The 26,999-nt window shown below is 71.2% G+C and carries 27 protein-coding genes and 2 pseudogenes; 12 read left to right on the plus strand and 17 right to left on the minus strand.

What is annotated here, in order from left to right:
* Positions 1–98: 98 nt before the first annotated feature.
* Genes C6N31_RS33380 through C6N31_RS33390 form a run of 3 tightly spaced genes read right to left on the minus strand, consistent with a single transcriptional unit; the run spans position 99 to position 2,691 of the window.
* Positions 99–779 (minus strand): response regulator transcription factor, encoded by a 681-nt coding sequence (locus tag C6N31_RS33380; RefSeq protein ID WP_138355377.1) that lies wholly within the window; start codon positions 777–779, stop codon positions 99–101.
* Complete coding sequence (locus C6N31_RS33385; protein WP_138355376.1) at positions 776–2,044, minus strand: sensor histidine kinase; 1,269 nt, start codon at positions 2,042–2,044, stop codon at positions 776–778. The genes C6N31_RS33380 and C6N31_RS33385 overlap by 4 nt, the downstream gene beginning before the upstream one ends.
* 2 nt (positions 2,045–2,046) lie before the next feature.
* Complete coding sequence (locus tag C6N31_RS33390) at positions 2,047–2,691, minus strand: hypothetical protein (RefSeq protein ID WP_187145169.1); 645 nt, start codon at positions 2,689–2,691, stop codon at positions 2,047–2,049.
* Positions 2,692–2,975: 284 nt separating this feature from the next.
* On the opposite strand from C6N31_RS33390, the gene C6N31_RS33395 reads away from it, so the two are divergent.
* Positions 2,976–3,494 carry a hypothetical protein gene (locus C6N31_RS33395; protein WP_138355375.1) on the plus strand — a complete coding sequence of 173 codons (519 nt, stop codon included), beginning with the start codon at positions 2,976–2,978 and terminating at the stop codon, positions 3,492–3,494.
* Between the two features lie 156 nt (positions 3,495–3,650).
* Here C6N31_RS33395 and C6N31_RS33400 read toward each other — a convergent pair whose 3' ends face one another.
* Entirely contained in the window at positions 3,651–3,989 is a 339-nt protein-coding gene (locus C6N31_RS33400; protein WP_138355445.1) for a DUF427 domain-containing protein, read from the minus strand.
* Positions 3,990–4,060: 71 nt separating this feature from the next.
* The gene (locus C6N31_RS33405; protein ID WP_232485963.1) at positions 4,061–5,305 is read right to left on the minus strand and encodes an MFS transporter; all 1,245 of its coding nucleotides are present in this window, start codon (positions 5,303–5,305) and stop codon (positions 4,061–4,063) included.
* Positions 5,306–5,385: 80 nt separating this feature from the next.
* Between C6N31_RS33405 and C6N31_RS33410 the strand changes: the two genes are divergently transcribed.
* The 3 genes from C6N31_RS33410 (at position 5,386) to C6N31_RS33420 (ending at position 7,702) form a co-directional block, all read left to right on the plus strand.
* Complete coding sequence (locus C6N31_RS33410; RefSeq protein WP_244809682.1) at positions 5,386–5,964, plus strand: CGNR zinc finger domain-containing protein; 579 nt, start codon at positions 5,386–5,388, stop codon at positions 5,962–5,964.
* 209 nt (positions 5,965–6,173) lie between these two features.
* The gene (locus tag C6N31_RS33415; RefSeq protein WP_198358923.1) at positions 6,174–7,316 is read left to right on the plus strand and encodes a serine hydrolase domain-containing protein; all 1,143 of its coding nucleotides are present in this window, start codon (positions 6,174–6,176) and stop codon (positions 7,314–7,316) included.
* Between the two features lie 74 nt (positions 7,317–7,390).
* Positions 7,391–7,702: a hypothetical protein gene (locus tag C6N31_RS33420; protein ID WP_232485964.1), complete on the plus strand. Its 312-nt coding sequence runs from the start codon at positions 7,391–7,393 to the stop codon at positions 7,700–7,702.
* Here the strand turns inward: C6N31_RS33420 and C6N31_RS33425 are convergent.
* Positions 7,675–8,631, minus strand: a complete 957-nt coding sequence (locus C6N31_RS33425; RefSeq protein ID WP_138355374.1) for a GlxA family transcriptional regulator — start codon at positions 8,629–8,631, stop codon at positions 7,675–7,677. The two genes, C6N31_RS33420 and C6N31_RS33425, sit on opposite strands and share 28 nt — an antisense overlap.
* Before the next feature lie 117 nt (positions 8,632–8,748).
* On the opposite strand from C6N31_RS33425, the gene C6N31_RS33430 reads away from it, so the two are divergent.
* The gene (locus C6N31_RS33430) at positions 8,749–9,681 is read left to right on the plus strand and encodes an NADP-dependent oxidoreductase (RefSeq protein ID WP_138355441.1); all 933 of its coding nucleotides are present in this window, start codon (positions 8,749–8,751) and stop codon (positions 9,679–9,681) included.
* Positions 9,682–9,721: 40 nt separating this feature from the next.
* Positions 9,722–10,396, plus strand: coding sequence for an alpha/beta fold hydrolase (locus C6N31_RS33435; protein ID WP_164294103.1), 675 nt, complete (start codon positions 9,722–9,724; stop codon positions 10,394–10,396).
* A gap of 32 nt (positions 10,397–10,428) precedes the next feature.
* On the opposite strand, the gene C6N31_RS33440 is transcribed toward C6N31_RS33435, so the two are convergent.
* The 3 genes from C6N31_RS33440 to C6N31_RS33450 form a co-directional block, all read right to left on the minus strand.
* On the minus strand, positions 10,429–11,367 hold the full coding sequence (locus C6N31_RS33440; protein ID WP_138355372.1) for an AraC family transcriptional regulator: 939 nt from the start codon (positions 11,365–11,367) through the stop codon (positions 10,429–10,431).
* Between the two features lie 34 nt (positions 11,368–11,401).
* Positions 11,402–12,325 carry an NADP-dependent oxidoreductase gene (locus C6N31_RS33445; protein ID WP_138355371.1) on the minus strand — a complete coding sequence of 308 codons (924 nt, stop codon included), beginning with the start codon at positions 12,323–12,325 and terminating at the stop codon, positions 11,402–11,404.
* Positions 12,326–12,495: 170 nt separating this feature from the next.
* Entirely contained in the window at positions 12,496–13,422 is a 927-nt protein-coding gene (locus tag C6N31_RS33450; protein WP_232485966.1) for an EamA family transporter, read from the minus strand.
* Between the two features lie 65 nt (positions 13,423–13,487).
* Here C6N31_RS33450 and C6N31_RS33455 point away from each other — a divergent pair, with 65 nt between their 5' ends.
* Together C6N31_RS33455 and C6N31_RS33460 are read left to right on the plus strand one after the other, a co-directional pair.
* Positions 13,488–14,444 (plus strand): LysR family transcriptional regulator, encoded by a 957-nt coding sequence (locus tag C6N31_RS33455; protein ID WP_232485967.1) that lies wholly within the window; start codon positions 13,488–13,490, stop codon positions 14,442–14,444.
* A 102-nt stretch (positions 14,445–14,546) separates the two neighbouring features.
* A pseudogene (locus tag C6N31_RS33460) lies at positions 14,547–15,032 on the plus strand (GNAT family N-acetyltransferase); the annotation flags it as partial.
* Positions 15,033–15,089: 57 nt separating this feature from the next.
* On the opposite strand, the gene C6N31_RS33465 reads toward C6N31_RS33460, so the two are convergent.
* From C6N31_RS33465 to C6N31_RS33495, 7 genes are all read right to left on the minus strand, one after another.
* Positions 15,090–16,379, minus strand: coding sequence for an ATP-binding protein (locus tag C6N31_RS33465; RefSeq protein WP_138355369.1), 1,290 nt, complete (start codon positions 16,377–16,379; stop codon positions 15,090–15,092).
* A 142-nt stretch (positions 16,380–16,521) separates the two neighbouring features.
* Positions 16,522–17,460 (minus strand): ATP-binding cassette domain-containing protein, encoded by a 939-nt coding sequence (locus C6N31_RS33470; protein ID WP_232485968.1) that lies wholly within the window; start codon positions 17,458–17,460, stop codon positions 16,522–16,524.
* Positions 17,457–18,503: an ABC transporter ATP-binding protein gene (locus C6N31_RS33475; RefSeq protein ID WP_198358902.1), complete on the minus strand. Its 1,047-nt coding sequence runs from the start codon at positions 18,501–18,503 to the stop codon at positions 17,457–17,459. Before C6N31_RS33475 ends, C6N31_RS33470 begins: the two co-directional genes overlap by 4 nt.
* Positions 18,503–19,408 carry an ABC transporter permease gene (locus C6N31_RS33480; RefSeq protein ID WP_232485969.1) on the minus strand — a complete coding sequence of 302 codons (906 nt, stop codon included), beginning with the start codon at positions 19,406–19,408 and terminating at the stop codon, positions 18,503–18,505. Before C6N31_RS33480 ends, C6N31_RS33475 begins: the two co-directional genes overlap by 1 nt.
* Positions 19,405–20,421 (minus strand): ABC transporter permease, encoded by a 1,017-nt coding sequence (locus tag C6N31_RS33485; protein WP_198358903.1) that lies wholly within the window; start codon positions 20,419–20,421, stop codon positions 19,405–19,407. Before C6N31_RS33485 ends, C6N31_RS33480 begins: the two co-directional genes overlap by 4 nt.
* Positions 20,418–22,103, minus strand: a complete 1,686-nt coding sequence (locus C6N31_RS33490; protein WP_198358905.1) for an ABC transporter substrate-binding protein — start codon at positions 22,101–22,103, stop codon at positions 20,418–20,420. The genes C6N31_RS33485 and C6N31_RS33490 overlap by 4 nt, the downstream gene beginning before the upstream one ends.
* A gap of 78 nt (positions 22,104–22,181) precedes the next feature.
* Positions 22,182–23,909, minus strand: a complete 1,728-nt coding sequence (locus C6N31_RS33495) for an amidohydrolase (protein WP_198358907.1) — start codon at positions 23,907–23,909, stop codon at positions 22,182–22,184.
* A 129-nt stretch (positions 23,910–24,038) separates the two neighbouring features.
* On the opposite strand from C6N31_RS33495, the gene C6N31_RS33500 reads away from it, so the two are divergent.
* The 3 genes and pseudogenes from C6N31_RS33500 to C6N31_RS46230 all read left to right on the plus strand — a co-directional run bounded on the left by C6N31_RS33500 (position 24,039) and on the right by C6N31_RS46230 (position 25,434).
* Entirely contained in the window at positions 24,039–24,737 is a 699-nt protein-coding gene (locus C6N31_RS33500) for a TetR/AcrR family transcriptional regulator (protein ID WP_138355364.1), read from the plus strand.
* An 81-nt stretch (positions 24,738–24,818) separates the two neighbouring features.
* Positions 24,819–25,106: pseudogene (locus C6N31_RS46225) on the plus strand (FAD-dependent oxidoreductase); the annotation flags it as partial.
* A gap of 34 nt (positions 25,107–25,140) precedes the next feature.
* On the plus strand, positions 25,141–25,434 hold the full coding sequence (locus C6N31_RS46230; protein ID WP_368860189.1) for an FAD-dependent oxidoreductase: 294 nt from the start codon (positions 25,141–25,143) through the stop codon (positions 25,432–25,434).
* On the opposite strand, the gene C6N31_RS33510 is transcribed toward C6N31_RS46230, so the two are convergent.
* Positions 25,418–26,119, minus strand: coding sequence for an alpha/beta fold hydrolase (locus C6N31_RS33510; protein WP_232485970.1), 702 nt, complete (start codon positions 26,117–26,119; stop codon positions 25,418–25,420). The two genes, C6N31_RS46230 and C6N31_RS33510, sit on opposite strands and share 17 nt — an antisense overlap.
* A 252-nt stretch (positions 26,120–26,371) precedes the next feature.
* Between C6N31_RS33510 and C6N31_RS33515 the strand changes: the two genes are divergently transcribed.
* Positions 26,372–26,866, plus strand: a complete 495-nt coding sequence (locus tag C6N31_RS33515) for a cupin domain-containing protein (RefSeq protein WP_138355363.1) — start codon at positions 26,372–26,374, stop codon at positions 26,864–26,866.
* Positions 26,867–26,999: the final 133 nt, after the last annotated feature.

The raw sequence follows: 26,999 nt of genomic DNA on the forward strand, positions 1-26,999 counted from the left end.
TCGTTCACTGGGCACCTGCCTGGGAACTGGGGTGGTGGACGGGCGTTGCGCCGGTGGGGACTCCGCACGCGGCCGCGGCAGGCCGAAGCGGAGTGCGGTCAGATCAGGCCGTGCTGCTGGGCGTAGCGGGTGGCCGCCGACCGGTCGCGGGAGCCGGTCTTGGCGAAGATCCGGTTGATGTGGGTCTTGACGGTGTTGCCGCTGAGGAAGAGCTCCGCGGCGATCTCGGTGTTGTTGCGACCGCGGCCGATGAGGGTGAGGATCTCCGCCTCGCGACGCGTCAGACCGTCCGGAAGTTCGGCGGGCGGTGCCTGCTCGGGCGGTTCCTCGGACTGCCGTGGGCCGGCCTGCGCGGCGGCCAGCAGGGTCGCCTGAACCTGAGGGTGGAGCACGCTGAGGCCGGCGGCGGCGCTGTGCAGGGTGTGGGCGATGTCCCGCCGGTCCGCGTCCTTCGTCAGATAGCTGCGGGCGCCGGCCTGGAGCGTGTCGAGCACCGAGCGGTCGTCGGCATAGGTGGTCAGGACGACGATGGCCACCTCCGGGTGCTCGGCGGTCAGCCGCCGAGTGGCCTCGATGCCGTCCATCACGGGCATGTGCAGGTCGAGCAGGATCGCGTCCGGGTGGTGCCGGGCGACCAGGTCCAGAGCCTCCTGGCCGTCGGCGGCCGTGCCCACGACGTCGAGGTCCGGGAGCAGATCGAGCATGAGCGCGAGACCCTCCCGCACGCTGGCCTGGTCGTCGGCCACGATCACCCGCAGCGGCTTCTCCGGCGTGGTCATCGGGGAACCGTCGCGGTCACGGTCCAGCGCCTGCCGTCCGCGGCGTCCGCCGTGAGGGTGCCGCCGAGCAGCAGCAGGCGCTCCCGCATGCCTGTCAGGCCGTAACCGCCGTCGAGGGTCGCGAAGCCGTGCGCGGCCGCGGCTCCGAGCGGATTGGCGATACTCATGGTCACGTTGTCGTCCCCATAGGTCAGTGTGAGCGTCACCGGCTGGTGCGGCGCGTGCTTGGCGGCATTGACGAGGGACTCCTGGGCCGTACGCACCAGGGCCAGCGTCTGGTCCGGCGGCAGCGGTACCGGGCCGCCGTCCACCCGCAGGGCGACCGGTGTGCCGTGGCGCTGCTCGTGGGTGGCGGTCATCCGGGCCAGCTCCTCGTCCAAGGGGAGCGTGTCGGTGCGCAACGCGTGCACGGCACGGCGTGTTTCGGTCAGTCCGTCGGAGGCCATCCGCTGGGCCACCGCGAGCACGCCGTCCGCCCGTTCCACATCGGGGGTGTCGGCGAGGAGGGCGCGGGCGGCCTGGATCTGGATGCCGAGCGCGCCGATCGAGTGGGCCAGCACATCGTGGATCTCGCGGGCGATGCGTGTGCGTTCGTCGAGGACGGCACTGCGGCGCTGCTCGGCCCGCAGTTCCTCCGACCGGGCCCGCAGTTCCTCGGACTGGGCCAGCAGGGCCGCGCTCTGGTCCGCGCGGAGCCGGTAGGCCCGGCGGTTGAAGCCGGCCTGCAGGCCGAGCATCAGCAACAGCGGGATGCCGAGCGCCTTCGCCGGGCTCGCGTCGGTGATCAGGGCACCCGTCGCGGCCGCGACCACCCCGGCTCCGAAGACGGCCCAGGCGGCCGTCAACCGGGCCTCGGTGCCGGCGTCCATGACGGCGATCACGCCGAGCGCCGCCAGGGAGGTGACGTCCTCCTGGGCGCACACCCCTGCGGCGACCACCGTGATCAGTCCGAGAAGCACCGGCAGCGCGGGTGCTGTGCCACTGCGGTTGATCACCGCCGCGCAGACAACCTGCAGGATCCCGCACAGGGCGTAAGCCGCGACGGTGACGGGAAGCGCCACCGGCCCGAGCGAGGCACGGAGGAAGATGTCGACCCCGATCAGGCCGTACGCCCCCGCCCTGATGAGCCAGGACACCGTGCGCAGCATGAGCTCACGATAGCGGTCACGATCACGGGCGGCCGTCACGAGGTCCGCGCCGCGGGGACCGGCCGGCAGGACGGGGCGGCCGGACGCGACCGGGAGCTCCGCAGGGTGGAGTCCCATCACTACCTCCGGGTGGTCGGCCGATCGTACGGGTTCGTCGGGTTCGACGGGTGTGAAGGGTTGGACGGGTGTGCAGAGTTGGACGGGCTGGACGGGCCGGACGGCTCGGAGGGGGTGCCCGTCAGTCCGTCAAGGCGCGAGTTGAGTTCCTGCAGACGGCCACCGAGGAAGACGGAACCGTCCTTCTCCTGGGCGAAGGGGATTCCGGACCGGTGAGCGCGCCGGGTGATCATGGCGGCCTGTGCCAGGCGGTTGATGCCGAGCATCAGCACGATGGGTGCGGAGGACGCGGCGACATGGGCTCCCATGGTGCTCGCGAGCAGCATCAGGGTGAGCCGGGAGCCGATCAGGGCCGCCCACAGCCACAGGCTGCGCGCCGGCATCTGGCCCCACAGGCCACCGTCGCGGTTGCGGAGCCGCATCATCGATCCCTGCCCGGTGCCGATCGCGGCGGCGATCACCGCGCCGACCACCAGCAGTGCCACGTCCGCGGGCTGCACCGCGCCGTGCCCGCCGAGCCGGGTCAGACCGACCACCGCCAGGACGGCCGGCAGCAGGATCACCCGCTTGCCCCGCAGCGGCTCTCCGAGCAGCTGGCGTCCGATCACGTAAGCCACGATCGCGATGACGGCAAGCACTTCCCACATGTCTGCGCCCTCCTTCTGTCGATGCGAGTGGCGGGCCGTCCAGCCCGACACCTGCGACGTTAGGGAGAGAGCCCCTGCTCGGGCGTCACACCGCGGGGTGAGGTCCGGGGTGACGTCCGGATCACCCCTGGAGCCGTATCGGGGCCCCGCAGGCTGCCTGGGTACTACGCGGGCCCGGACAGGTCGTACCCGATCTGGACCCGTGCTCCGATTCCGTCGGCGGCCGAACGGCCGAAGGTGAGGGCATCGCAGGAAATGCAGCCTTCACCCCCAGGGAGCACACCATGCTGTCGCAACTGACCGAGGCAATGATCGTCAACGGCGCCGTGCTGGTGGCCGTGCTGGAGAGCGACCTCGGCGGCCACCGCAAGATCGGCACGTTGCGGATCCTGCGGCCCGCACTGATCGCCGGCGCTGTCATCCCGCTCTTCCTCGATCGGCCGGCCACGCACGGCACCGGCCTGGTCCTCGAGATGGGCGCCATCGCCGTCGGATTCCTCTGCGGCCTGGCGGCCATCGGCCTGATGCGGGTCTACCGCAGCCCCCGGACGGGCCTGCCGGTCAGCGGCTCCGGAGCGCCGTACGCGCTTCTGTGGACCGCGGTCATCGGCGCCCGCGCCGCGTTCTCCTACGGATCGGCCCACTGGTTCCCGCGGCAGCTGACCGACTGGTGCGTGAGCCACGACGTCACCGGAGCGGCCATCACCGACGGGCTGATCTTCATGGCCGTGGCGATGCTGCTGACCCGCACCATCACTCTGGCGCACCGCGCCTACCGGCTGCCGGCCGTCGCCACCGCCTGAGCCGGACCACGTCCCCGGCCGACACACGCGAACCCCGGCTCCGTTCCGCCCTCAGGGCGGATCCGGAGCCGGGGTTCAGCGCGTCACGCCGGTGTACAAGCCCTGCCCGGCGGCCTCAGGAGCCTGACGGGCGGTCACGGACGCTGTGCGGAAAGGTCATCCCGCCGTGACGACCTCGGTGTCGTAGAAGCAGAAGTGGTCCTTGATCGCGGCCACGTCGTCCTTCGGCTCCCGGTACGCCCAGACCAGGTCGGCCGCGCCGGGCACCGACCAGTACGACGCGTCCCCCTTGAACGGGCAGTGCGTGCTGGTGTCGGAGGCGGTGAGCAGCTCCGTGCGCACATCCTCGGGCGGCAGGTAGTAGCGCACCGGACAGCCCGTCTCGCGGAGCTCCAGCGGGCGACTGCTCTCCGCCAGGACCTGTCCGTCGCGCACGACACGAACCGGGGTCGTGCCCTCTTCGATGGTGATGCGGTGTCCATTCGTCATACCCAGTGCAGCGCCCGGGGGCGGTCGGTTCTTCCCTCTCCGGCCGCCCACCGGCACAACATTCGGCCTGCCGTTCCTCAAGAAATTCCGGGGACGGCGGCGAAATCCGCCACCCGCTGCTCCCGTCCCCGGGCGGCGAGCACCCGGGCGACCGGCACCTGCCCGACGGCAAGCGCCACGGAGACGGCCGCCAGCCCCGACCACAGCACCGCCGGTCCCGCGTGTTCGAGGATCTGGGTGCTGACGATCGGCGCGGCGACGCCGGCGAAACCCCAACTGATGCCGTAGACGGCCAAGTAGCGGCCGGTGCCACCGGGCGGGGCAAGGTCGGCGACAAGTGCGTAGGACCGTCCGAGGATCACCAGATCGCCCAGGCTCCAGACGACCGTGGCCGCCAGCGAGGCCGTCAAGGTGTGCGCTACCGCGTAACCGGCCAGGCCGACCGCGAGCAGGACATAGCCGAGCGCGAGCGCCGCAGGCGCGGACAGGGCCGAGAGGCGCTGGACACGCAGCAGGGGCTGGGCGGCGACGATCGTCACCGCGGAGACCGTGAAGAGCACTCCCGCGTCCGCCGGTCGCATGCCGCGGCGCGCCAGGGACAGCGGAAGCGCCATCATCACCTGCAGGTACACCAGGGCGTACACGGTGCCGGACGCGAGCATGAGGAGCAGCACGCGATCGCGCCACGGCTTGATTCCGGCGGCAGGTTCGGGGGACGCCGGGCCGGGCTCGGCACGGCCACGTCGCACGGGACGGTCGGCGGGCAGAACGAACCGGATGATGACCGCGCAGACCAGACAGCTCAGTGCGTCGGCGACGAACAGCCAGCGCAGGTCCCACCGGCCCAGACCCGCCGCGATCAGACCGGCGCCCATCCCGCCGACGGCCAGGGCCGCGTTCAGCAGGCTGTAGGCGCGGACCCGGTCGGCGGGGCCGACGGAGTCGGCGATCATCGCCTGGCTCGGCGGTTCGTACAGCTCGAAGACCAGTCCCAGCAGCACGGCGAAGACCGCGACCTCCGCCAGCGAGCCCGCGGCGGCGATGCCGAGCTGGGCGACGGCGCAGCCGGCCAGGCCGAGGACGATGGTGCGACGCCGTCCGAGGTGGTCCGCGAGGCGGCCGCCCGCCAGGCGCGACGGGATCGTCGCGAGCCCGAAGGCGGCCGAGACCAGCCCGGCGGTGGCGACGCTCGCCCCGAAGTCCGTGCTGATGAGGACGGTGAGGAACGACAGGCAGAAAGCCCCGAGCCGGTTGATCGCCCGGGCGGCGAGCAGCAGCCAGACGGTGCGGGGCAGCCGGCCACCGCGCGCCATGAGTCCCATGCACGTCTCCGCATCCTCGTCACTGGTGAATCGACTATTGTCAGTGACGGACGTTAGGCCCGAAGGGAGTAACTGGTCAAGTGCTATTCGACAGTCACATGGCGATCCTGCTCGACGCGGCCGTTTCGCTCGTCAACGCGTTGACCGACGGCGAGGCGCGCGGCAAGCCGTTCACCGCACCGCGCGGTGCGGACCTCCCCGCCGCCGTCGATGCCGCGCTGACCGCCTCCAGCACCAGCCCGGGCACGATCGAACCGGCGCAGGCCGCGCACCTGGCCGGCACGGCGCAGAAGCTGCGACTGGTCTTCGAGGGCGTGAGCGGCGGCCGCATGGATGACGCGGTCGCGGTGCTGAACGAGCTGCTGCTGTCGAACGGTGCCCGCCCGCAGCTGGACCGTGTCGAGGGAGAGCCCTGGCAGGTCCATTTCCATGGCGCGGACGACACCCTGGCGGTGGGGTGGAGCGCCGGCTGTGCGACCGGCCTGGCCATGGTCATCGGCGGCGACCTCGCCGGCCGCCTCGGCGTCTGCCAGGCGACCCAGTGCGATCGCGTCTACGTCGACACCTCACGCAACGCCGGCCGCCAGTTCTGCTCGACGGCCTGCCAGAACCGCTCCAAGACGGCCGCGTTCCGTGCGCGCCGGGCCACGAAGCCGTGAGCACACCTGATCCCGCGGGCAGGCTCCGTCGACGCGCTTGCACCCGGCCGAGGCATGTTCCTCGGCCGGATGGAGCACCGTGAAAGGTGCAGCCGGACGCGTCACCTGAAGCTGGGCACGTGAGTGCGAGGTCGGACCCCGCGCCACGCTCCCCGGGAGGTACGCACGTGCTGTCACGATCGTCCGGACGCCGCCACACCCGCCGCTTGATGCCGGTCGCCGTGGTGATCGCCGCCGCGGCAGCCGGCGGGCTCGTCCAGCCCGCGCACGCCGGGGATGAGGCCCGTCCCAACCCCGGCCAGGCGCTGCAGCGCAGCATCCAGAAGCTGGTCGACACCGCGGGCGGCCCGCCCGGAGTGATCGCCGTGCTCACGCGCGGTGACCGGACCGAGGTCTACCGGGCCGGAGTCGCCGACCTCAAGACCGGCAGCCCGCTGCACGCGACCGACCACATGCGGCTCGCGAGTGTCTCCAAGGCGTACAGCGGGGCGGTCGCCCTGCAGCTGGTGGACCAGGGGCGGCTCAAGCTCGACACCACGATCGGCGAGCGGCTTCCCTCGCTGCCCGCCGCCTGGTGCAAGGTGACGCTCCGCCAACTGCTCAACCACACCAGCGGGCTGCCCGACTACACCGGCTCCGCCGAATTCCGGCGGCTCCTGGGCGTGGACCCGCACCACGTCTTCGATTCCCGTAAGTTGCTCGACTTCGTCGCCGACAAGCCGCTGGTCTTCCCGGCGGGCGCGCGGTACCAGTACTCCAACTCCGACAACATCGCCGTCGCGCTGATGGCCGAGGCGGCGACCGGCCGGCGCTACGAGGACCTCCTCAAGCAGCTCGTGTACCAGCCGCTGAACCTGCGGCGGACCAGCCTCCCGCAGGGCTTCCGGCTCCCCCGCCCCTACCTGCACGGCTACGCGGTCGACCCGCCCGCCCCGCCGGAGGACGTCACCGAGCTCTTCGGCTCCTCGGGCGTGTGGGCCTCCGGCGCCGTCGTGGCGACGCCGAACGACCTCACCGCGTTCATCCGCGGCTACGCCGGCGGCAGCCTCCTGTCACCGCAGACCCGCAAGCAGCAGCTGACCTTCGTCCCCGGCGGAGCGTCGGAACCGGCCGGCCCTGGGGTCAACGCGGCAGGTCTGTCGATCTTCCGCTACACCACCCGCTGCGGGATCCTCTACGGCCACACCGGCAACACCGCCGGCTACACCCAACTGGCCGCCGCCACCCCGGACGGCAAACGGTCCCTGACCTTCTCGATCACCACCCAGACCAGCAAGAGCATCAAGCCCGAGCTCCTCGCCCAGGTCCGCACCGTCCAGGAAGACTTCGCCTGCGCCCTGCTGCGTCACTGAGGTCCTGCGGCGACCGGCCGGGCGCGGCCGATGGGGCTGGTCCGGCCGGTCGTCCGTTCATACGAAATGGGGCCATGGATGCTGGAATCGCCGCGCTGCTCGGCGCCGCCGTAGGATCGCTCTCCACCCTCGGCGCCGCGATGGTGAACGGACGCTCTGCGGCACGCTCGCAGTTCGATCAGTGGCGCAGGCAGCATCGCCGGGACGCCTACGCGCACTGCCTCGCGGCTCTCCATCACCGTGACATCGCCATGGACGACGTGCTCGACGCACTCCGGTCACAAGGCTTCCTTCGGGAGTGTTCCGGCGACCGGGCGAACCGCGCCCGACACTTCGCACAAGACGTCGCCTACGCGCCTCAACGGGCGCGGAAGGCCTGGCGGTAGGCCGTCGGGGAGACGCCGATCGTGGTGGCGAGGTGTTGGCGGAGGGAGACGGCGGTGCCGAAGCCCGCGTGGGCGGCGACCTGGTCGACCGGCAGGTCGGTGGTTTCCAGCAGGCGTCGGGCGTGGCCGACGCGCTGTTGGGCGAGCCACTGGCCGGGGGGCATGCCGACCTCGTCGTGGAAGCGCCGGCAGAACGTCCGGACGCTCATGCGGGCGTGCTCCGCCAGTTCGGCAAGGGAGATGGGCCGCTGCAGCTGCTGCAGGGCCCAGTCGCGGGTCGCGGCGGTGGTGGCGGCCGAGGGCTGCGGCATCGGGCGCTCGATGTACTGAGCCTGGCCGCCCTCCCGCCAGGGGGGTACGACGCACAGCCGGGCCACCTGGTTGGCGATGTCACTGCCGTGGTCGCGGCGCACCAGGTGCAGGCAGAGGTCGATCCCGGCGGCCACACCGGCCGCCGTGAGGACCTGTCCGTCGTCGACGAACAGCACGTTCGCGTCGACCTGGATCTTCGGGAACGTGCGCTGGAAGTGGTCGGCCTCGTTCCAGTGGGTGGTCGCGGAGCGGCCGTCGAGCAGACCGGCCGCGGCCAGCACATAGGAGGCGGTGCAGATCGAAACGATGCGGGCTCCGGGCGGCAGGAGGGCGAGCGCCTGGGCCAACTCGTCGGGCAGCCAGTCCCGTTCCTCGTCGGGGCCGCAGGCGAAGGGCGGGATGACCAGCGTGTCGGCGCTCCGGAGCGCCTCGCTCCCATGGGCCACGGTGATGGTGAAGTCGGCGCTGGTGCTGACGGGTTCCCCGTCCAGACTGCAGGTGATGACCTCATACAGCGCTTCGCCGTCGCGCCCGGCGGCGGTGCCGAAGATTCTCATCGGGATGCTCAGTTCGAAGGGATAGACGCCTTCGAGGGCCAGGACCACGACACGATGCATGGCAAGATTCTTTCAGATGCTGGCAATCTTGCCACTCGTTCTTCATGGCGGAATGCGAAAACCTTGATCTCAACGGGCCACAGGGGCCCGGCGGAACAGGGGATCAGGGGAATGACGATGCGTGCGATCGGCCAGGACGAGTTCGGCGGACCCGAGGTGCTGAAGGTCATCGAGGTGGAGCGCCCGGAGCCCGGGCCGGCCGAGGTGCTCGTGCGGGTGCACGCGGCCGGGGTCAATCCGACCGACTCCTGGCACCGGGCCACCGGCGGCCTGGCCGGTACCGTGATCCGGCTCGGCTGGGACGTCTCCGGCGTCGTCGAGGCGGTCGGGTTCGGGGTGACCACACTCGCCCCCGGCGACGCGGTGTTCGGGATGCCGCGCCACCCCCTGCCGGCGGGCACCTACGCCGAGTACGTGACCTCCCCGGCCCGGCACCTGGTCCGCAAGCCCGCCGGACTGACCCATGTGCAGGCCGCCGCGCTGCCGCTGGCCGCGCTCACCGCCTGGCAGGCCCTGGTGGACGTCGCCGACGTGCGCCCCGGACAGCGCGTGCTGATCCACGCCGCGGCGGGCGGCGTCGGCCACCTCGCCGTCCAGATCGCCAAGGCCCGCGGCGCCCACGTCATCGGCACCGCCCGCTCGGCCAAACACGACTTCCTGCGCGGTCTCGGCGCGGACGAACTGGTCGACTACACCCAGGCCGACTTCGAGACCGCCCTCGAACCGGTCGACGTCGTGATCGACACGATCGGGGGCGAGTACGGGCCGCGCTCCCTGCGCACCCTGCGCGCCGGCGGCACCCTGGTCGCCCTCGCCTCCCCGGCCGAGGCGTACCTGGCGGACCAGGCCCGACCCCTCGGGCTGCGCGCCGCCTTTATGGTCGTCGAACCCGACCAGGCGGGCATGCGGGAGATCGCCGCCCTCGCCGAGACGGGCCTGCTGCGCCCCGAGATCGACACGGTGCTCCCGCTCGAACGGGCCGCCAAGGCCCATGAACTCGCCGACAGCCGCCGCACCACTGGCAAGATCGTCCTCACCGTCACCGACTGACCCGCATCGTCAACGACCGACCCGCATAAGGACTCGCCCGATGACCACGTTCGTCCTCATACCCGGCGCCTGGCACGGCGCATGGACCTTCGAACCGCTCGCCCGTCAGCTGCGCGCACACGGGCACCAGGCCTTCCCCCTGACCCTGACCGGGGTGGGCGACCGCAAGCACCTGCTCACCCACTCGGTCAATCTCGACACCCATATCGACGACGTCGTCAACCTTCTGACGGACCAGCAGATCACCGACGCCGTCCTCGTCGGGCACAGCTACGGCGGCATGGTGATCACCGGCGCCGCCGACCGCGTCCCCGAGCGGGTGGCCGGTCTGGTCTACGTCGACGCCATGGTCCCCGAGGACGGCGACTCGTGCTGGTCCCTGGTCACCGACCAGGAGCGCGAGTGGTATCTCAGCGGCGCGCACGAGACCGGCTTCACCAGTGCGCCACTCCCGTTCTTCGACCCCCGAGCCACTCCGCACCCGCTGGCCTCCCTGCTCCAGTCGGTCCGCCTGGCGGGCGGACTCGACCGGTTCCGGAGCAGGGACTACGTCTACGCCACCGGCTGGGACGGGCAATCCCCGTTCACCGGGCTCTACGAGCGACTTCTCGACGACCCCACCTGGCGCACGCACGCCCTGGCCTCCGGCCACAACGTGATGCGGGACGCTCCCGATGAGCTGCTGAAGGTCCTGTTGGCGAGCGCGGAGGACTGAGGAGCGGAGAGCAGAGAACGGGGCTACCGCCGTCAGGCCGCCCTGACCTGGCGGCGGTAGCCGCCCGGGGCCAGGCCGTACTCCCGCTTGAAGGCCTTGGCGAAGGCGAACTCCGAGCCGTAGCCGGTGCGGGCGGCGACCGTCGTGAGCGGAGCGTCGGACTCCCGCAGCAGACGGGCCGCGGTCGTCATGCGCCAGCGGGTCAGATACGCCATCGGCGGTTCGCCGACCAGCGCGGCGAACCGCCGGGCGAAGGCGGCACGGGACAGGCCCGCCCGTTCGGCCAGCGACTCGACCGTCCACTGGGCCGAGGGGTCGTCGTGCATCGCGGACAGGGCGGGCGCCACCGCCGAGTCGCCCAGGGCCGCCGCCCAGCCCTGGGCGGCAGCCGGTGGCTGATCGTCGAGCCAGGCCCGCAGGATGTACAGGAGCAGCGAGTCGATCAGGGTGGGCACGATGCCGTCCGAGCCGATGCGCGGGTTCTCCAGCTCGTTGCCGAGCAGCTGGACGGCTGCGCTCAGCTCAGGGTGGCGGCCGTGCCGCGTCGCCAGATGGATCACCTCGGGCAGCTGCCGTACCAGGGGGTGCGGGCGGCCCTGGTCCAGGTGGTAGTTGCCGCACAGCAGGCTGGTCTCGGGGCCGTCGCCGCCGAGGGTGACCGAGCCGATCGGTGAACCGCCCTCGAACTGCTCGTCGTTGGGCTCCTCGGCCGGCGTCGAGGGATGGTCGGCGAGGATGTGGCCGCGTCCGTCCCGCAGGAAGACCACGTCGCCGGGGCTCAGCGGGATCGGCTTGAGACGCGACGACCCCTCGTCGAGCGGGATCAGCCAGCAGGTCCCGTACAGCACCACATGGAACCCGGCGCCCGCGACCGGCGGCAGCCGCAGGCCCCAGGGGGCGCGGCCGTTGGTCCGCACGGACGCCGGGTGCCCGGTGCGCATCGAGGCCAGCGCCTCGGTGAGGATGTCCATCCGGCCTCGCCCTTCCTGGTGCGGCCCGCTGTGGTCAGACCGTCAGGACAATCTTGCCCTGTACGTGCCCCGAGGCAACCAGCTCGTGTGCCTTGCCGACCTCCGCCAGGGGAAACGTCTCCTCGACGTACGGACGGATCAGCCCGGCGTCGACGAGCTCGGCGATCGCTTCGAGCGCGGCGTAGTCCGGCTCGACCGAGATGCCGGCGAAGCGCCGCCCGGCCGCCTGGACACGTGCGGCGAGCTCCGGGTTGCCGTGCTCCAGGATGCTGATGAGCACGCCGCCGGGGCGCAGCACGCCGAGCGAGAGGTCGCCCTGGGCCGTGGAGTCGAAGACCACTTTGACGTCCTTGACGGCCTCGGTGAAGTCGGTGGTCCGGTAGTCGATGACCTCGTCGGCGCCGAGACCGCGGACGAAGTCGTGCCGGGCGGCACTGGCGATGGCGATCACATGGGCGCCGCGCGCCTTCGCGATCTGCACCGCGAAGTGGCCGACGCCACCGGCCGCCCGCTGGATCAGCACCCGGTCGCCCTTCGTGACCTCGGCGGCCTGCACCAGACCCTGCCAAGCGGTGAGCGCCGCGAGGGGGATGGCGGCGGCGTGCACATGGTCGATGGAGGCGGGCTTGCGGGCCACCTGACGGGACGGGACGGCCACGTACTCGGCGTACCCGGTGGCGGCACGGGGGAAGAACGGCATCCCGTACACCTCGTCGCCCACTTCGAACCTGGCGCCGGGGCCGGCCTCCTCCACCACTCCGGAGATGTCCCAGCCCACGCCGAACGGCGGCTCACCGAGCAGCGGGAAGGCGCCGGACCTGACGGCCACGTCCACCGGGTTGACCGCACTGGCGTGGACCTTGACGAGGACCTCACCGGACAGCGGCTTCGGCCGCTCGGTCTCCACGACCTCGAGGACCTCGGGACCGCCGAAGGACTTCTGGATGACTGCGCGCACGGTAACTCTCCCTGGGTTGGGTCCGGCTGGTGCCCGGCCCGGCTGCCTGCTTGATGTCCTCAACCCTAGGGAGATCGAATGAGCCGCAGAATAGCCTTCCGTCTCTGTTACATGTCCCAGCGTCTTTCCGAATGACTCTCTCAGCCATGCGTGCCGGGCGCCTTACGTACTCAGCCGTCGTCGACGACGACAGCCGGTGCCGCGGTGCGCGCGCCGGTGCGGGTGGCGCCGATTCCCGCGACCACGACGAATCCGACGCCGACCGCGGACGCCGGGCCGGGGATCTGCCCGAGGACGACGAGGCCCACCGCGAGCGCGATGGCCGGCTCAAGGCTCATCAGGGTGCCGAAGGCCGTGGTGGTGAGCCGGCGCAGGGCGAGGAACTCCAGGCTGAACGGGAGCACCGGATGCAGCGCGGCCAGCGCCAGACCGGTGAGGATCAGCGGCCAGGTCACGTGGCCCAGTTCGGTCGGCGCGGCGAAGAACGTGGCGACGATGGCGGCGACCGGCATGGACAGGGCCAGGCCCTTCAGCCCGGTGACCTGGTCGCCCACCTTCTGGGTGAGCGCGATGTACACGGCCCAGCAGAGCGCGGCGGCCAGCGCGAACCCGACCCCGACGAGGTCGGTGCCGCCGTGCCAGGGCTCGGTGAGCAGCACCACCCCGACCCCGGCCGGCAGGGCCCATATCCTGCGCCCGCCCGCGGCGCCGTACAGGGACAGGCCGAGCGGCCCGAGGAACTCGAGCGCGCTGGCGGTGCCCAGCGGGATCCGGGTGACCGCGCACATGAAGAGCACCATCAGGCCGGCTGTCGCCGCGCCCAGGACGGTGCACGCCAGCAGGTCCTTCCGCGTGAAGTCCGACGGGCGGGGCCTGACCAGCACCAGGAGCAGGATTCCGGCCCAGGCGAGCCGCAGCCACGCGGTTCCCAGCGGACCGAGCTGGTCGAGCAGCGGGACCGACAACCCCAGGCCGAGCTGGACGCAGGACATGGACGCGACGGCCATGAGCGCTCCACCCCGGGCCCCGCCGGGCAGCCTGCCGAGGGCGGAGGGAGCCGCGGGAACGGTCGGAGCGGCGGTGGCTGCGGAGGTCATGGCTCCAGTAGAGGGCCGACACATCGTTGATGTCCACGTGGCGATCATGGACAGTCCGTTCAGGAATGCTGAACAATGACGGAATGGAGACCCGGCGGCTGGAACTGTTGGCGGAACTGTCCCGGCTGGGGTCGATGCGGGCCGTCGCCGACGTTCTCGGCACCACGACCTCGACGGTGTCGCAACAGATCGCAGCCCTGTCCCGGGAGACGGGCACCGTGCTGGTGGAGCCCGACGGGCGCAGGGTGCGGCTGACGCCGGCAGGGCGCCGGCTGGCCGAACACGCGGTGACCATCCTCGCCGCGGTCGAAGCGGCGCGGCTCGACCTGGGCCCGGAAGCGGAACCCAACGGCACGATAAGGATCGCGGGATTCGCCACCGCCATCCGCAGCTTCCTGCTGCCGGTCATCACCGATCTCGCGGCGAACCATCCACGGGTGCACATCCTGATCCGGGAGCACGAGCCCGCCGAGGCTCTCGCGCTGCTGACCGGCGACCAGACGGACCTGGCGCTGACCTACGACTACAACCTCGCTCCCGCGACCGTCGACCCGTCGTTGAGGGCGACACCGCTGTGGACGGCGACATGGGGTCTCGGCGTCCCCGCACTCGCCACCGCCTCGACCGCCCCCACCGGAACGGCCCAGGAGGTGTTCGCCGGGTTCCGCGACCACGACTGGATCGTCAACTCCCGCAACACCGCGGACGAGCACGTCATTCGCACGCTCGCCTCCATGGCCGGCTTCAGCCCCCGGATCACCCACCAGGCCGACAGTCTCGACCTCGTGCAGGACATGATCGCCGCGGGCCTGGGCGTGGGCCTGCTGCCCATCGGCCATGCCACCTACCCCGCCATCCGGATCCTGCCCCTCACCTCCCCCAGCGTCGAGTTGCACTCCTACGCCGTCGCCCGGCAGGGCCGGCTCAACTGGCCGCCGCTGGCCCTGGTCACCGGCCTCCTCACCGACCGCGCCGGGCGCATGACCCCGGGCCACGACGGTCTCGACGCACCGGGATCGTGACCGGCCTACGGGGGCGTCGGCGCCACCACCCCGGACGATCACAGCAGGGTGAGTCATGCCGAACCAACGGGGCTCCGCGGCACCGGTGCGTAACCTTGCGCCATGCCTGTCATGCAACTCCTCGACCTCGGACATGCCCCGGCGCTGCTGGAGTTCGAGCAGAAGAACCGGACCTATTTCGCCGCGTCGATTCCCGACCGCGGCGACGACTTCTTCGCCCACTTCGATGCCCGGCTCGATGAGCTGCTGACCGACCAGGCCGCAGGGCTGCTCTACTTTCACGTGCTGGTCGCCGACAACGGCGCGGTGCTGGGCCGGGTCAACCTGGTTGATGTGGAAGGGGGTTCGGCGGAACTCGGGTACCGGATCGCCGAGGAGGCCGCCGGGCGCGGGCTGGCCACCGCCGCTGTTCACCAGATCTGCGAACTGGCTGCCACGGAGTACGGCCTGACCACGCTGAGGGCCAGGACCACACTCGACAATGCCGGCTCCCGGGCAGTGCTGGCGCGAACGGGGTTCACGCCCATCGGCGACATCCAGCTGAGCGGTCGCCCGGGCCTCCGTTTCGTACGGGACCTGCCGGCAGCCCGGCAGAGCGACGACTCACCCGCCTCACCCTTAGGCGCCCCTTGGGTCATGACGTGCTCAGAGGCGGGCGTGGGCGGTGATGTCCGCGCTGAACTCCTCGGTCATCGCGGGGGTGACGGTCGGCCGGCACTGGGCGATCGCCGCCAGGTAGTCACCGGTACTCGCCCCCGGCGGGCTCTGCATACCCGCCCCGCCGCCGATCGACTCCAGATCCCGTTCGAAGGACGCCTGGGCGGCGGTGCGCGCCGCGTGCTCGATGTCCGCCGGGGTGAACAGCTCGCTGGCCACCACCAGAGCCGGCACCTCCACGTCGGGGCGGCCGCCGGTGTACCGGGACCAGATCGCCGAGCGGGCGGCCGCGTCCGGGGTACCGATCGGGATCAGGTAGTCGAAGCGGCCAGGACGCAGGAACGCCGGGTCCAGGGAGCGGATGGAGTTCGTCGCGCACACCAGCAGCCGCTCGTCGCCCTCCCGGAATCCCGGGATGAGCTTGAGGAGTTCATTGGTCACCCCGTGCATACCGCCCGGCTGCACCGGCTCGGTGCGGACCGGGGCGACCTCCTCGACCTCGTCGATGAAGACCAGCACCCGCTCCAGCTCCGCGATCCGGGCGAAGGCGCTGCGGAGGGCGGCGGCGAGGTTGCCCTCGTCCGCCAGCCGGGAGGGCAGCAGCTCGACGAACGGCCAGCCGAGTTTGGACGCGATGCCCCGTGCGAACGTCGTCTTGCCGGTGCCGGGCGGGCCGAACAGGGCGATGGCACGCGGCGGCCGGACCCCGTGCCGGGCCGCCCGCTCGGGCTCCGCCAGCGGCAGCACGACCCGCCGCTCGATCAGGTCCTTCTCCGCTTCCATCCCGGCCACCTTGCCCCACAGGTCACCCGGCAGGAACCGGCCGCCGAGGTCCTCCAACAGGCTCGCCGCGGGGCCGTGCGACGGTTCGACCTTCTCGAAGTAGGCCACCGCGGGCTGCCGGGTGTAGCCGGCGTTCAGGAGACCCTCGCCGAGCAGGTCCTCCTCGGGCAGCACATAGGCGATCCGGCCCACCCGCGCCGCGACGAGCCGCCGCTCCAGCTCCACCAGCAGGGCACTGGCCAGTCCTCGCCCGCGCCAGACCGAGGAGATCGCGATACGCATCACCCAGGCCCGCTCACCGGCCACGCACGCCAGCGCCGCGCCGATCGGGACGCCCTGGTGAACGGCGACCACCGCGGGCTGCCGGGACGTCAGCGCGCCGATGCACTCGGCGAGGGAGAAGACCGACTCCTGCCCGAGCTCGGCCGTGGTGTCGATCAGGTGGACCACTGCCGCGAGATCGCTCTCGCGGTAATCATGGATGAGCCAGTTCACCGGTACCGCCCCTCGTCCGTGCCGTTTCGGTGAGGCTAGGGGCGGGGCCGGGGCGGGGCCCGCTCCACCGTGAACAATCCGGCCGGCCGAACGCTACGTTCCGTCCGTAGGACGCGGACCCCGCGGCCCCTATGCGCCGGACCTACGCGATCGGAGCGGTCGGGGCGGTCGGGGCGGTCGGGGCGGTCGGGGAACCCGTATCGCCCGGGAGGACGTCGAGCGCGCGCCGCCGGCGGCCGATGGCGTCGGGGTCCCAGCCGGGGCGGGGTACGGAAGCCAGCAGCAGGCGGGTGTAGGGGTGCCGTGGCGCGGTGAGAAGATCGGCGACCGGTTGGTGTTCCATGGTCCTCCCCCGGTACATCACCAGCGCCTCGTCGCAGACGTAGCGCACCACCGCCAGGTCGTGGCTGACGAAGACCAGGCCGATGCCGGTGTCGCGGCGGATGTCCGACAGTAGGTTGAGCACCTGGGCCTGCACCGAGACGTCGAGTGCCGACACCGCTTCGTCGAGAACCAGAACAGCCGGTTCGACTGCCAACGCACGGGCGATGGCGGCGCGTTGGCGCTGACCGCCCGACAGCTGACGGGGCAGCGCCGCCGACTCGCGGTCGCCGAGGCCGACCTGGGCCAGGAGCTCCCTGACCCGGCCGGCCCTCGCCGCGCGGTCACCGCAGCCGTGCAGCCGCAGCACCCCGTCGATGGTCGTCCCGATGCTGATCCGGCCGTCCAGCGACAGGTAGGGGTCCTGGAAGACGATCTGCACGGCCTTCGCGCGGGCGAGCCGTGCCGCCCGTCCGCGCACCGTCGCGGCGATCGGGGCGCCCTGGACCAGGATCTGTCCATGGTCGGGGCGTTCGAGACCGACGAGCATCCGCGCCGTGGTCGTCTTGCCCGAGCCGGACTCGCCGACCAGGCCCAGGGCCCCGCCGGGATGCAGGGAGAACGACAGATCGTCGACGGCGACCACTTGGGTGCCGCCGGTGGAGTAGGTCTTGCGCAGACCGCTGACCTGGAGCAGCGGCCCTCCGGGCGATGCGGGGGCTGGGGTGGGCACAGGGGCGGGAGCGGGTGCGGTGTTCAACGGTCCTCCTCGCTGGGTGAGGCGCAGACGGCCGCCATCGCCGGCCGGCCATCGATCTCATCGGCCAGATGGCAGGCGACGAGCGCGGGGCCACGCTGCGCCGTGGACGCCGGGACCTGGACGGGGGCAGGCCGTGCCAGGTCGGGCGCCGTCCTGTCGCAGAGTCCCGGCCGGGCGTGCGGGCAGCGGGCGGCGAAGGAGCAGCCCGGTGCGGCTTCCAGCAGGCCCATGGGGACGCCGCGGATCGGCGTGAGTCGTCCGAGCGGTCCGTCCAGAGGCGGCGTCGAACCGAGCAGCCCGGCGGTATAGGGGTGCCGGGGCGCGGTGAGCAGTTCGGTCGCGGTCCCGGTCTCGACGATCCTCCCGGCGTACATCACGTAGATCCGGTCGCAGGTCGCTGCGGCGAGATCGATGTCGTGCGTGATCAGCAGCAGGCCGAGGCCACGCTCGCGTTGCAGTCGGCGGAGGATCGCCATGATCTCCGCCTGGGTGGTCACATCGAGCGCCGTGGTGGGCTCGTCGCACAGCAGCAGCCGCGGCTCCGCCGTGAGCGCCCCGGCGATCATGACGCGTTGCAGCATTCCGCCGGAGAGCTCGTGCGGGTACTGCCGCAGGTGCCGGACGGGGTCCGGCAGCCCGACTGCGGTCAGGAGTTCCAGCGCGCGGGCGCCCGCCCGTGCCCTGGACCAGCCGCCGGTCAGGCGCAGTGACTCGGTGAGGAAGTCCCCGACGCGTCGCACCGGGTTGATGCCCGCCCGGGGGTCCTGAAAGATCATGGACGCCTTGCCGGTGCGCACCTCGTGCAGGCATCCGGCGTCCGCTCCGACCAGATCGGCCCCGTCGACGCGGACGTGACCGCCGATCGCCGCCCCGGCCGGGAACAGGCCCAGCGCGGCACGGGCCGTGACCGACTTCCCCGAGCCGGACTCCCCGACCAGCGCGACGGCCTCGCCGGCGGCGACGGTCAGGCTGACGCCGTTCAGGATCGGACGGGCCATGCCCGGCAGCGCCACACTCAGGTCGTTGAATTCGAGCAGCGGCATCAGGACTCCCTCCCCGCGAGCCGGTCGCCGAGGTTCTCCCCGACGACGTTGAAGGCGACCACGACCAGGACGACCGCGACGGCCGGAACGATCGCGGACAGCGGTTGTCCCTGGAGGACGGCTGCCTGCCCCTGGTTGATCATCGAGCCCCAGTCGGGTGTCGGCGGCTGCACGCCCAGGCCCAGGAACGACAGGGCCGCGAGGTCGAGCAGGGCGTACCCGAAGTTCACCGTCGACTGGGCGAGCACGGTCGGGGTGATGTTGGGCAGCAGCCGGCGGAAGGCGATGAACACCGCCGAGTGGCCCTGCACCTGGTAGGCGGCGATGTACGGCCGGGTCTTCTCCTGCGCGGTCAGACCGCGCACCAGACGGGCCGTGTAGGGCATGTACGCGATGGCCATGGCGAGCACCGGTGCGGTCAGACCCTTGCCGAACAGGGCCACCGCGAGGATCGCCAGCAGCAGCGCGGGGAAGGCGAACAGGATGTCGAGCACCCGGCCGACCGCCGTGTCGACCCACCCGCCGCGCCACGCGGTGAACAGACCGACGGCGACCCCCAGAGTGGTGGAGAACAGCACCACGGCGAGCGGACCGGCGAGGCTGGTGCGGGTGCCCTCGATCAGGGCCGAGAACGTGTCGTGCCCGCCCAGATCGGTGCCCAGCCAGTGGTCGGGGCCGGGCCCGGCGAAGCCGTTGCCCAGCTCGCCGAAGGTCGGGTCCTGCGGGGCGATCCAGGGCGCGAACAGAGCGATCAGGACGAAGAGGGCCAGAAGCAGCAGACAGCCGCGCATCAGCCAGCCGCCACCGGCCCGCCGCAGCCACACCAGCGGGAGTCGCAGCCGGGACGGCGACGGAGCGGGTGGGTCGGCCCGGCGGTCGGCCATGGTGGAGGAAGGGGCATTCATCGTGCGCTCCCTGCTGCTGCCGCGACGCGCGGGTCGATCAGCGGATACACCAGGTCCACCAAGGTGTTGACGACGACGAACGCCGCGACCACCAGCAGCACGATCGCCTGGACCACCTGGAAGTCCATCTCGTTCACGGCCTGCACCAGCAGCGAACCCACCCCGGACATCCCGAACGCGGTCTCGACGATCGCGGTGCTCACCAGCATTCCCGAGACCAGCAGCCCGGAGACAGTGACGATGGGCCCCAGCGCGTTGCGCAGCACATGGCGCCGCACCACGGACGACTTGGACATCCCCCGGCTGAGCGCGACCTCGACGTGTTCACGGCGCAGCTCGTCCAGCATCGCCGAGCGCGTCACCCGCGTCACGAGTGCCATGAACGTCACCGACAGGGCGATGGCGGGAAGCACCACATGGTGCATCCGGTCCAGCAGACCGGTGCCGTTCCCGATCGTCGGGAACCAGCCCAGGCGTACGCCGAGCACCGAGCGGAGCGTGATCGCCGCGACGAAGGACGGCACCGCCGCCCCCACGGTGACCATCAGCAGCACCGCCGTGTCGGTGCGCGTTCCGCGCCGCAGCGCCCCGACGATCCCGGCGCCGACCCCCACGACCGCGATCATCAGCGCCGCCGTGCCCACCAGGAGCATCGAAGCGGGCAGCCGGGACCACAGCACCTGGTCGACGCTCTGGTGGAACAGGTACGAGCGGCCGAGGTCCCCTTGCAGCACGCCCTGCAACCAGTGCCAGTACCGCTCGGGGAACGGGTCGTTGAACCCGTACTGCTCCCGGATCGCGGCGATCTCCTGTGGGCTCGGGCTGCGCCCGCGCACCAGGAAGCTGACCGGGTCGCCCGGTGCCAGGTACAGCGAGGAGAACACCACGAACGAGGTGACCAGCAGCGTCACCGCCATCGTGAGGAGCCTGCGCAGCGTCGACACCGCCAGGGCGCCGAACCTCCCGGCCCGCCGGGCACCGTCCACCGCGGTGGTCGCCAGGGCGGCTGTCATCCGCGGGCTCCGATCTCGGCGGCCCACGGGTAGTACAGGTAGGCGATGGACGGCTGGACCCCGGTGATCCGCTTGCCGAGGAAGACGCTCACCGGCTCGGTGTACAGCGGCAGCCAGGGCAGTTGCTCCATGGCCGTCTGCTGCGCCTTCCCGGTCGCGGCGGCCACCGCTGCCGGATCCTGGGCGACGGTTGCCTCGTCGATGGCCGCGTCGAACTGCGGGTTCGACCAGTTGCCGTAGTTGCTGAACGCGCCGGTCTGCAGCGAGCCGTACATGTCCAGCGGGTCGGTGATGGACGTGTACCAGAAGGTGAGGAACAGATCGATGCCCTTGCGGGCGGCCGCGTCGGTGAACAGCGCCGTGTACTTGTCGGCGGAGATGGTGTCGATCTGCGGGTTCAGCCCGATGGCCTTGGCCGCCTGCGCGACGGCCTGGGTGATGATGGTGGTCTGGGAGTCCAGCGGGCTGCTGGCGATCACGACCTTCTGCCCGGCGACTCCGGCCTGGGCGGCCAGCGCCTTGGCCTTCACCGGGTCGTAGGGATAGCTCGGCAGCGCCTTGAGCAGTCCCTTGACGGTGGAGTCGGGTGTACCGCTCCAGGTGTTCGAACTGACCAGTGAGTCCGCGACATCGGCGACCCCGCCCGCGCCCGCCTTGACGATGCCCTTGCGGTCGATGGCCATCAGCAGGGCCTGCCGTACCCGGGCGTCGCCCAGCGGTCCCTTGAGGTTGTTGACGATCTCGGAGGCGACCGTGGTGTTCCGGCCGAAGTACAGCGTGCCCGCCTGGCTCGCCTTCAACTGGGCGTAGGCGTGCGGCGGGACCATCCAGCCACCGTCGACCTCACCGGTCTGGAAGGCGTTGACGCGGGTCGTCGGGTCGGACAGGAAGACGAACTTGACCTCGCCGGCCTTGGGCTTGAGCTTGGCGTCCCAGTACCCGTCGAAGCGCTTGAGCACCAGCGACTGGCCCGAGGTCCAGGACCCGAACGAGAAGGGTCCGGTGCAGTTCACGCCCTTCGCCGGGTTGCCGTAGTCCTTGCCGTCCTTCTTGAGGGTGGCCGCGGACTCCACCGTGCCGGGACTCGCGGCAAGGTACTTGTTGAACGTCGAGTCCGGTGACTTGAGGCTGACGGTGACCTGCGACGGTCCGGTCCGGTCGATCGACTTCACATTGCGGAACGGGTAGGCCCAGTTGCTGGCCACCTCGGGGTCCAGGTTGCGGCGCAGCGAGGCGACGACGTCGTCGGCACTGAGCGTCGTACCGTCGTGGAAGCGCACGCCGGAGCGGATCTGGTACACCCAGCTGGTCGGCGTGGGGTGGGTGTAGGAGGTCGCCAGGCCGGGTGAGGTCGTCAGGTCCGGGTTCCAGCGCAGCAGGCTCTCGCAGACGTTGGCGAGGATCTGGTTCGGCGGGTAGTCGAACGCGTAGGCGTAGTCGATCGAGGTCGGCTCGGCGAAGAGCGACCAGGTGAACGAGTTGACCGGGCCCGCGGCGGCCGGGGTCTTCGCCGTCAGCCGGTACGCGGCGTCGGCGGTCCCGGCCGGCGGGTGCGCCGTGCCGCTGCAGGCACTCAGGGTGGTGAGGGCGAGTGCGGCGGCCGCGGCGACAGCGGCGGTCAGGGTGCGGCGGACGGGTCGCCGGTCAGGTCGCAGGACAGTTCTCGGACAGACTGCTGGCATGGTGTTCCTCCGTGAGTGGTGCGCCTGAGGGTGCGCGTGGGAACAGCGGGAACGGCTTCGGCGTGCGGGCGGCACAGCTCAGTCGGTCGCGGCGAAGACGAGCCGCCCGTCGATGTAGGTCCGCAGCACCCGGGTCTCGGCGATCTCCAGGGCGGGCCGCTCGAAGGGGTCCCGGTCCAGCACCACGAGGTCGGCGTACTTGCCCACCTCGACCGTCCCGGTGACGTCGTCGAGGTGGTTCACCCACGCGCTGCCCGCGGTGTAGGCGGTCAGGGCCTGGGCGAGCGTCAGTGCCTGCTCCGGGTAGAACGGCTTGGCGGGCTCCTGCGCGGTCGAACTGTCGGGGCTGTGGACGTCTTCGGCGGTGTCTTGCGCCTGCGGAGCGTTGGGGGCTTCGGCGGGCACCGCCCGGTTGACCGCGACATGGATACCCCACATCGGGTTGGGGCTGCTCACCGACCAGTCGCTGCCGGCGACCAGCCGGGCGCCGGCCCGCAACAGGTCGCCGAACGGGTACTGCAGGGCGGCCCGCTCGGATCCGAGGAAGGGGATCGTCAGCTCGTCCATCTGCGGCTCGTGCGCCGCCCACAGTGCCTGGATGTTCGCGGCGGCCCCCAGCTCGGCGAAACGCCCCAGGTCATCGGGGTGGATCAGCTGCAGATGGGCCAGATGGTGGCGGTTGTCGTTGGTGCCGTTGGCCGCCTTGGCGCCGGCCAGCGCGTCGAGCGCCTCACGGACGGCCCGGTCCCCCAGCGCGTGGAAGTGGATCTGGAAGCCCGCTTCGTCGAGCACCCGCACGGCGTCGTCCAGCAGCTGAGGATCGACGAAACTGAGACCGGAGTTGTCCGTGGCGCAGCCGCAGTGGTCGAGGTAGGGCTCCAGCAGGCCCGCGGTGAAGTTCTCCGCGATGCCGTCCTGCATGATCTTCACGGTGGTCGCGTTGAACCGCCCGACCTGGCCGGTTCGCCTGCGTTCCTCGAGCTCGGGAAGCTGCTCCAGCCCGCGCTCGCGGTCCCACCACAGGGCGCCGACCACCCGCGCCTGGAGCGACCCTTCGCCGGCCGCCCGCACATAGACGTCGAAATTGTCCGGGTTTCCGGGGAAGACGCCGATCATGGCGTCCTGCCAGGTGGTCACCCCGAGGGAGAACAGATACTCCTGCGCCACCAGCAGTCCGGCGAGCGCCTCGTCCGGTGTCGCGACGGGCAGGTGCGCGCCGACCAGGCCCACGGCACCCTCCTGAAGGGTGCCGGCCGGAGTGCCGTCCGGCTCCCGCTCGATCCGGCCGTCCACCGGGTCGGGGGTGTCACGGCCGACGCCGGCCAGCCGCAGTGCGAGCGAGTTGACCCAGGCGCCGTGGCCGTCCCGGTTGCTGAGCAGTACCGGCCGGTCGGGGACGATCGCGTCCAGCATCTCGCGGGTGGGAGTGCCGCCGGGGAAGACGTCCATGGACCAGCCACCGCCGGATATCCAGTCCGTGTCCGGGTTCGCCTTCGCGTACTCGGCGACCACCGCCAGATATCCCTCGACGGAACGCTCCTCGGACAGATCGCAGCGCAGCATCTGGACCCCGGCCACCGCCGGGTGCATGTGCGCGTCCTGGAAACCGGGGACGAGCAGGCCACCCGCGAGATCGACGACCTCGGTGTCCCCGTCGGCCAGGGCGCGGACCGACGTCTCGTCGGAGACCGCCAGGATCCGTCCGCCCCCGACCGCTACAGCGGCATCGATCGGCGCCGACGAGGTCCCGGTGAAGACCCGGCCCCCCACGAAGACGGTGTCGGCCCGCTGCCTGGTGTTCCCCATCGACGTACCCTCCGGCTCGGCGGGCCGGGCCCGCACTGCGTGTGTGTTGAGGAGGAGTGAACGGCAGCGCAACACTGTTGTCAACGGCGTTGCGCGCATTGGTGCGGGCGTCGTTAGACTGGCCGCACCATGCCGAACCCACACGCCGCCACCCCCGCCCGGACGAAGCGCGCCGGCGCGCAGTTGTCACCCGACGCGATCATCGAAGCGAGCCTGCGCATCGCGGCTCGCGGCAGCGCCGACGCCTTCACGGTCCGCCGCCTCGGCGAGGAGCTGAGCGCCGACCCGACCGCGATCTACCGACACTTCCGCGACAAGGACGAGTTGCTGCTGTCCGTCGCCGACCGGACGCTGGGAGAGGTGCTCGACGGCATCCCCGGCGGCCTCGACTGGAAGGGACGGCTGCGCGCCCTGGCCGCCGGCTCCCTGCGGGTCGCCCTCAAATACCCGGCGGTCGCGTCGGCCATGGCCAGCCGCACCACCCGGCGCACGAACGAGTTCCGCATCGTCGAACTCATCCTCGGAGCCGTCATGGAGGCCGGGCTCTCGGGCCAGGACGCGGCCGTGCACTACCGCATGGTCGGCGACTCCCTGCTGGCGCACGTCGGCCAGCGCGCCGCCTATCTGCTGTTCGACCCGGACGTACGGGCCGGTGACGAGTCCTCGTGGAACCGCGAGTACCGGCGGGTCGACGCCACCGCGTTCCCCAACATCACCCAACTCAGCTCCCAGCTGGCCGAAGTGACGGATGACCAGATCTTCGAAGCCAGGGTCGAGTCGCTGATCGCCGCGATCGAGCGGAAGGCCGAGGCCGTTCGCGGGGCATAACGCCACGCGGGTCCGCCCGGATCCCCACGGATGGCTGAGCGTTGGCATTGCCGCGTTGGCGCAATGCTGTTGGCAACACTGATGTGCCAGCGCTTCACTCCCCCTCGACTCGGATACCCGCGGCGGGCTCCACCCCGCCGCCCGAGCGTCGGCGCGGGCCTCGCCGGCCTCCGCTGTGCGCACCAGCTGTGGAACCGTGGCAAGCCGGTGGCCGCGACCGTGTACGAGGCGGACATTACCCACCTCGGCGGCCGCCGCTGGTCCCTGCGCGGCTTCTTCGACAACGGCCAGGTCAGCGAGCACGGCGGGGTCTTCATCAGCTCGACCGACACCGCGATCCTCAAGCTCGCCGCGACCCTGGGCCTCAAGCGCGAGTACGCGAACGGCGGCGCGCTGGACACCGGTGACTACGTCACCCGGATCAACAACAGCACCTACACCGGGGCCCAGCAGCAGAGCGACTGGGACGGCGACGTGTACAACGCCTTCAGCGCCTCGTACGCCGCGGCGGGAACCGCCCGCTAGCGCCTATCACTACTACAAGGTCGGCCAGTACACCTCGTTCGCCGGCTACGAGGGCGTCCAGGAGGGCCGGATCCACTTCGCCGGCGAGCACACCGACGTCGACAACTCCACCCTGAACGCCGCGGTGGCCTCCGGCGAACGTGCCGCGAGCGAGATCACGACGCAGATCTGAACCTGTGGAACTCCTGAGGTGACCGCGCCGCATCAGGGCCGGGCAGGATCGCCGCTTCCCGCGAAGCTGCGATCCTGCCGTTGCGCACCGGCGTCACCGGCTGGACTCGGCGTGGTTGCAGATCCGGTAGGCCTCCAGATGTTCGACCAGTTCCTGCGGGTGGGCCAGCGCCGGGAGGTGGCCGCCGTCCATCTCGTCCGGGGTGAAGCCCAGCCGTTCCTGGACGACGCGGCGCTGGCCGCACCATCAGAGCGGCGGCCACATCCTCGGGAACATCGTGCAGAAAAGTGATCCGCGGATCGAACTCGGCATCCGGGTCACGCCCCTCCCGCACATCCAGCTCCCGTCTGGCACCGGGCTGCCCGGTGTTGGCCCACCAGTCCCCCGGCGACTCCCCTGGCGCAGGAACCATGGCCGCCACCAGCACCATCAGCTCCACCGGAACCCGCGCACAGACCAGCGGGGCGGTGAACCCGCCCATCGACTGCGCCACCAGCACCAGGTCCTTACGGTCACCGATGGCTTCCAGCACCACCTCGGTGTACTCCGCCAGCCCGGCCGTCTCGTCCGCGCACGGCAGATCCGGCGTCACCACGTCGTGCCCCCGGGCCCGCAGAAGCGGCGCCACCCGGTGCCAGTACCAGGAGTCGGTTCCCGCACCGGGAATCAGCACATAGGTCGCCATCGTCAGTCCTCACGCAGCCCGGCGACGCGCGTATCGAGCCGCCACAACGTTAGACGCTGCCACGGCCCGGAACTCATCGCACGCACTGCGATGCCGCGTCGCCGGACGCTTCACGCCGGATCCAGGCCCTCCGATTGACCCATCTTTCCTGCTCCGAAATGCACCCCGCACGAGGTCTATTGGTTGGCTAGAGTTATCTCATCAAGCAACGGAACAACCCCGCGGCAACCGCCCGGAGCAGGGAGTACCACCATGAACGCCAACGCACTGACGCCGGTTCTGACGCGCGCCGCCACCGCTGAGACCACCAGTGACCCGAGCAGCGTCATGACCCTTCTCGCCGACTGCGGCACCGACGGCAGCTCGCTGACGAGTTACCGCTCGCAGTTCACGGAGGGGGCGGTGGGTGCTCCGGCCCATTTTCACACGCGGGCCTCGGAGCTCTTCTTCGTCATCGGCGGTTCCCTGCAGGTGCTCGTCGATGACGAGGTGAAGATACTGAACGAGGGCGACCTTCTGCTCGTGCCGCCGCACACCCCGCACGCCTTCGCGGCGGCCCCCGGCGCCGAGGCCGACGTGCTGTTCGTGTTCACCCCCGGCATGCCGCGCTTCGACTACCTGCGGCTGCTCGGCCGGGTGATGCGCGGTGAGGCGAGCCCGCAGGAGATCAAGGACTCCTCCGAGCAGTACGACAACCACTACGTCGACAGCCCGGTGTGGCGCGCCGCTCTCGACGCGGCGAAGTAGTCCGAAGGGTTGAGCGCAGGGTTGGTGAGAGCCCTGCGCGCCATCGGAAAATGGGCCAGCGATGTCTGCCGCGCCTCTGCTAGTGTCCTGCGCCGGAGATCCGTCGGCAGAAGCGTGCGAGGGAGTCGAGGAT

Origin of the sequence: Streptomyces fildesensis (assembly GCF_016107395.1) — a bacterium.
Classification (GTDB): Bacteria; Actinomycetota; Actinomycetes; order Streptomycetales; family Streptomycetaceae; genus Actinacidiphila; species Actinacidiphila fildesensis.

Coding starts and splice junctions, on each gene's coding strand:
- C6N31_RS33380 (WP_138355377.1), bottom strand. CDS start 779: ATGACCACGCCGGAGAAGCCGCTGCGGGTGATCGTGGCCGACGACCAG.
- C6N31_RS33385 (WP_138355376.1), bottom strand. CDS start 2,044: ATGGGACTCCACCCTGCGGAGCTCCCGGTCGCGTCCGGCCGCCCCGTC.
- C6N31_RS33390 (WP_187145169.1), bottom strand. CDS start 2,691: ATGTGGGAAGTGCTTGCCGTCATCGCGATCGTGGCTTACGTGATCGGA.
- C6N31_RS33395 (WP_138355375.1), top strand. CDS start 2,976: ATGCTGTCGCAACTGACCGAGGCAATGATCGTCAACGGCGCCGTGCTG.
- C6N31_RS33405 (WP_232485963.1), bottom strand. CDS start 5,305: ATGGGACTCATGGCGCGCGGTGGCCGGCTGCCCCGCACCGTCTGGCTG.
- C6N31_RS33415 (WP_198358923.1), top strand. CDS start 6,174: ATGCCGGTCGCCGTGGTGATCGCCGCCGCGGCAGCCGGCGGGCTCGTC.
- C6N31_RS33420 (WP_232485964.1), top strand. CDS start 7,391: ATGGATGCTGGAATCGCCGCGCTGCTCGGCGCCGCCGTAGGATCGCTC.
- C6N31_RS33425 (WP_138355374.1), bottom strand. CDS start 8,631: ATGCATCGTGTCGTGGTCCTGGCCCTCGAAGGCGTCTATCCCTTCGAA.
- C6N31_RS33430 (WP_138355441.1), top strand. CDS start 8,749: ATGCGTGCGATCGGCCAGGACGAGTTCGGCGGACCCGAGGTGCTGAAG.
- C6N31_RS33435 (WP_164294103.1), top strand. CDS start 9,722: ATGACCACGTTCGTCCTCATACCCGGCGCCTGGCACGGCGCATGGACC.
- C6N31_RS33440 (WP_138355372.1), bottom strand. CDS start 11,367: ATGGACATCCTCACCGAGGCGCTGGCCTCGATGCGCACCGGGCACCCG.
- C6N31_RS33450 (WP_232485966.1), bottom strand. CDS start 13,422: ATGACCTCCGCAGCCACCGCCGCTCCGACCGTTCCCGCGGCTCCCTCC.
- C6N31_RS33455 (WP_232485967.1), top strand. CDS start 13,488: ATGCTGAACAATGACGGAATGGAGACCCGGCGGCTGGAACTGTTGGCG.
- C6N31_RS33475 (WP_198358902.1), bottom strand. CDS start 18,503: ATGCCGCTGCTCGAATTCAACGACCTGAGTGTGGCGCTGCCGGGCATG.
- C6N31_RS33480 (WP_232485969.1), bottom strand. CDS start 19,408: ATGAATGCCCCTTCCTCCACCATGGCCGACCGCCGGGCCGACCCACCC.
- C6N31_RS33485 (WP_198358903.1), bottom strand. CDS start 20,421: ATGACAGCCGCCCTGGCGACCACCGCGGTGGACGGTGCCCGGCGGGCC.
- C6N31_RS33490 (WP_198358905.1), bottom strand. CDS start 22,103: ATGCCAGCAGTCTGTCCGAGAACTGTCCTGCGACCTGACCGGCGACCC.
- C6N31_RS33495 (WP_198358907.1), bottom strand. CDS start 23,909: ATGGGGAACACCAGGCAGCGGGCCGACACCGTCTTCGTGGGGGGCCGG.
- C6N31_RS33500 (WP_138355364.1), top strand. CDS start 24,039: ATGCCGAACCCACACGCCGCCACCCCCGCCCGGACGAAGCGCGCCGGC.
- C6N31_RS33510 (WP_232485970.1), bottom strand. CDS start 26,119: ATGGCGACCTATGTGCTGATTCCCGGTGCGGGAACCGACTCCTGGTAC.
- C6N31_RS33515 (WP_138355363.1), top strand. CDS start 26,372: ATGAACGCCAACGCACTGACGCCGGTTCTGACGCGCGCCGCCACCGCT.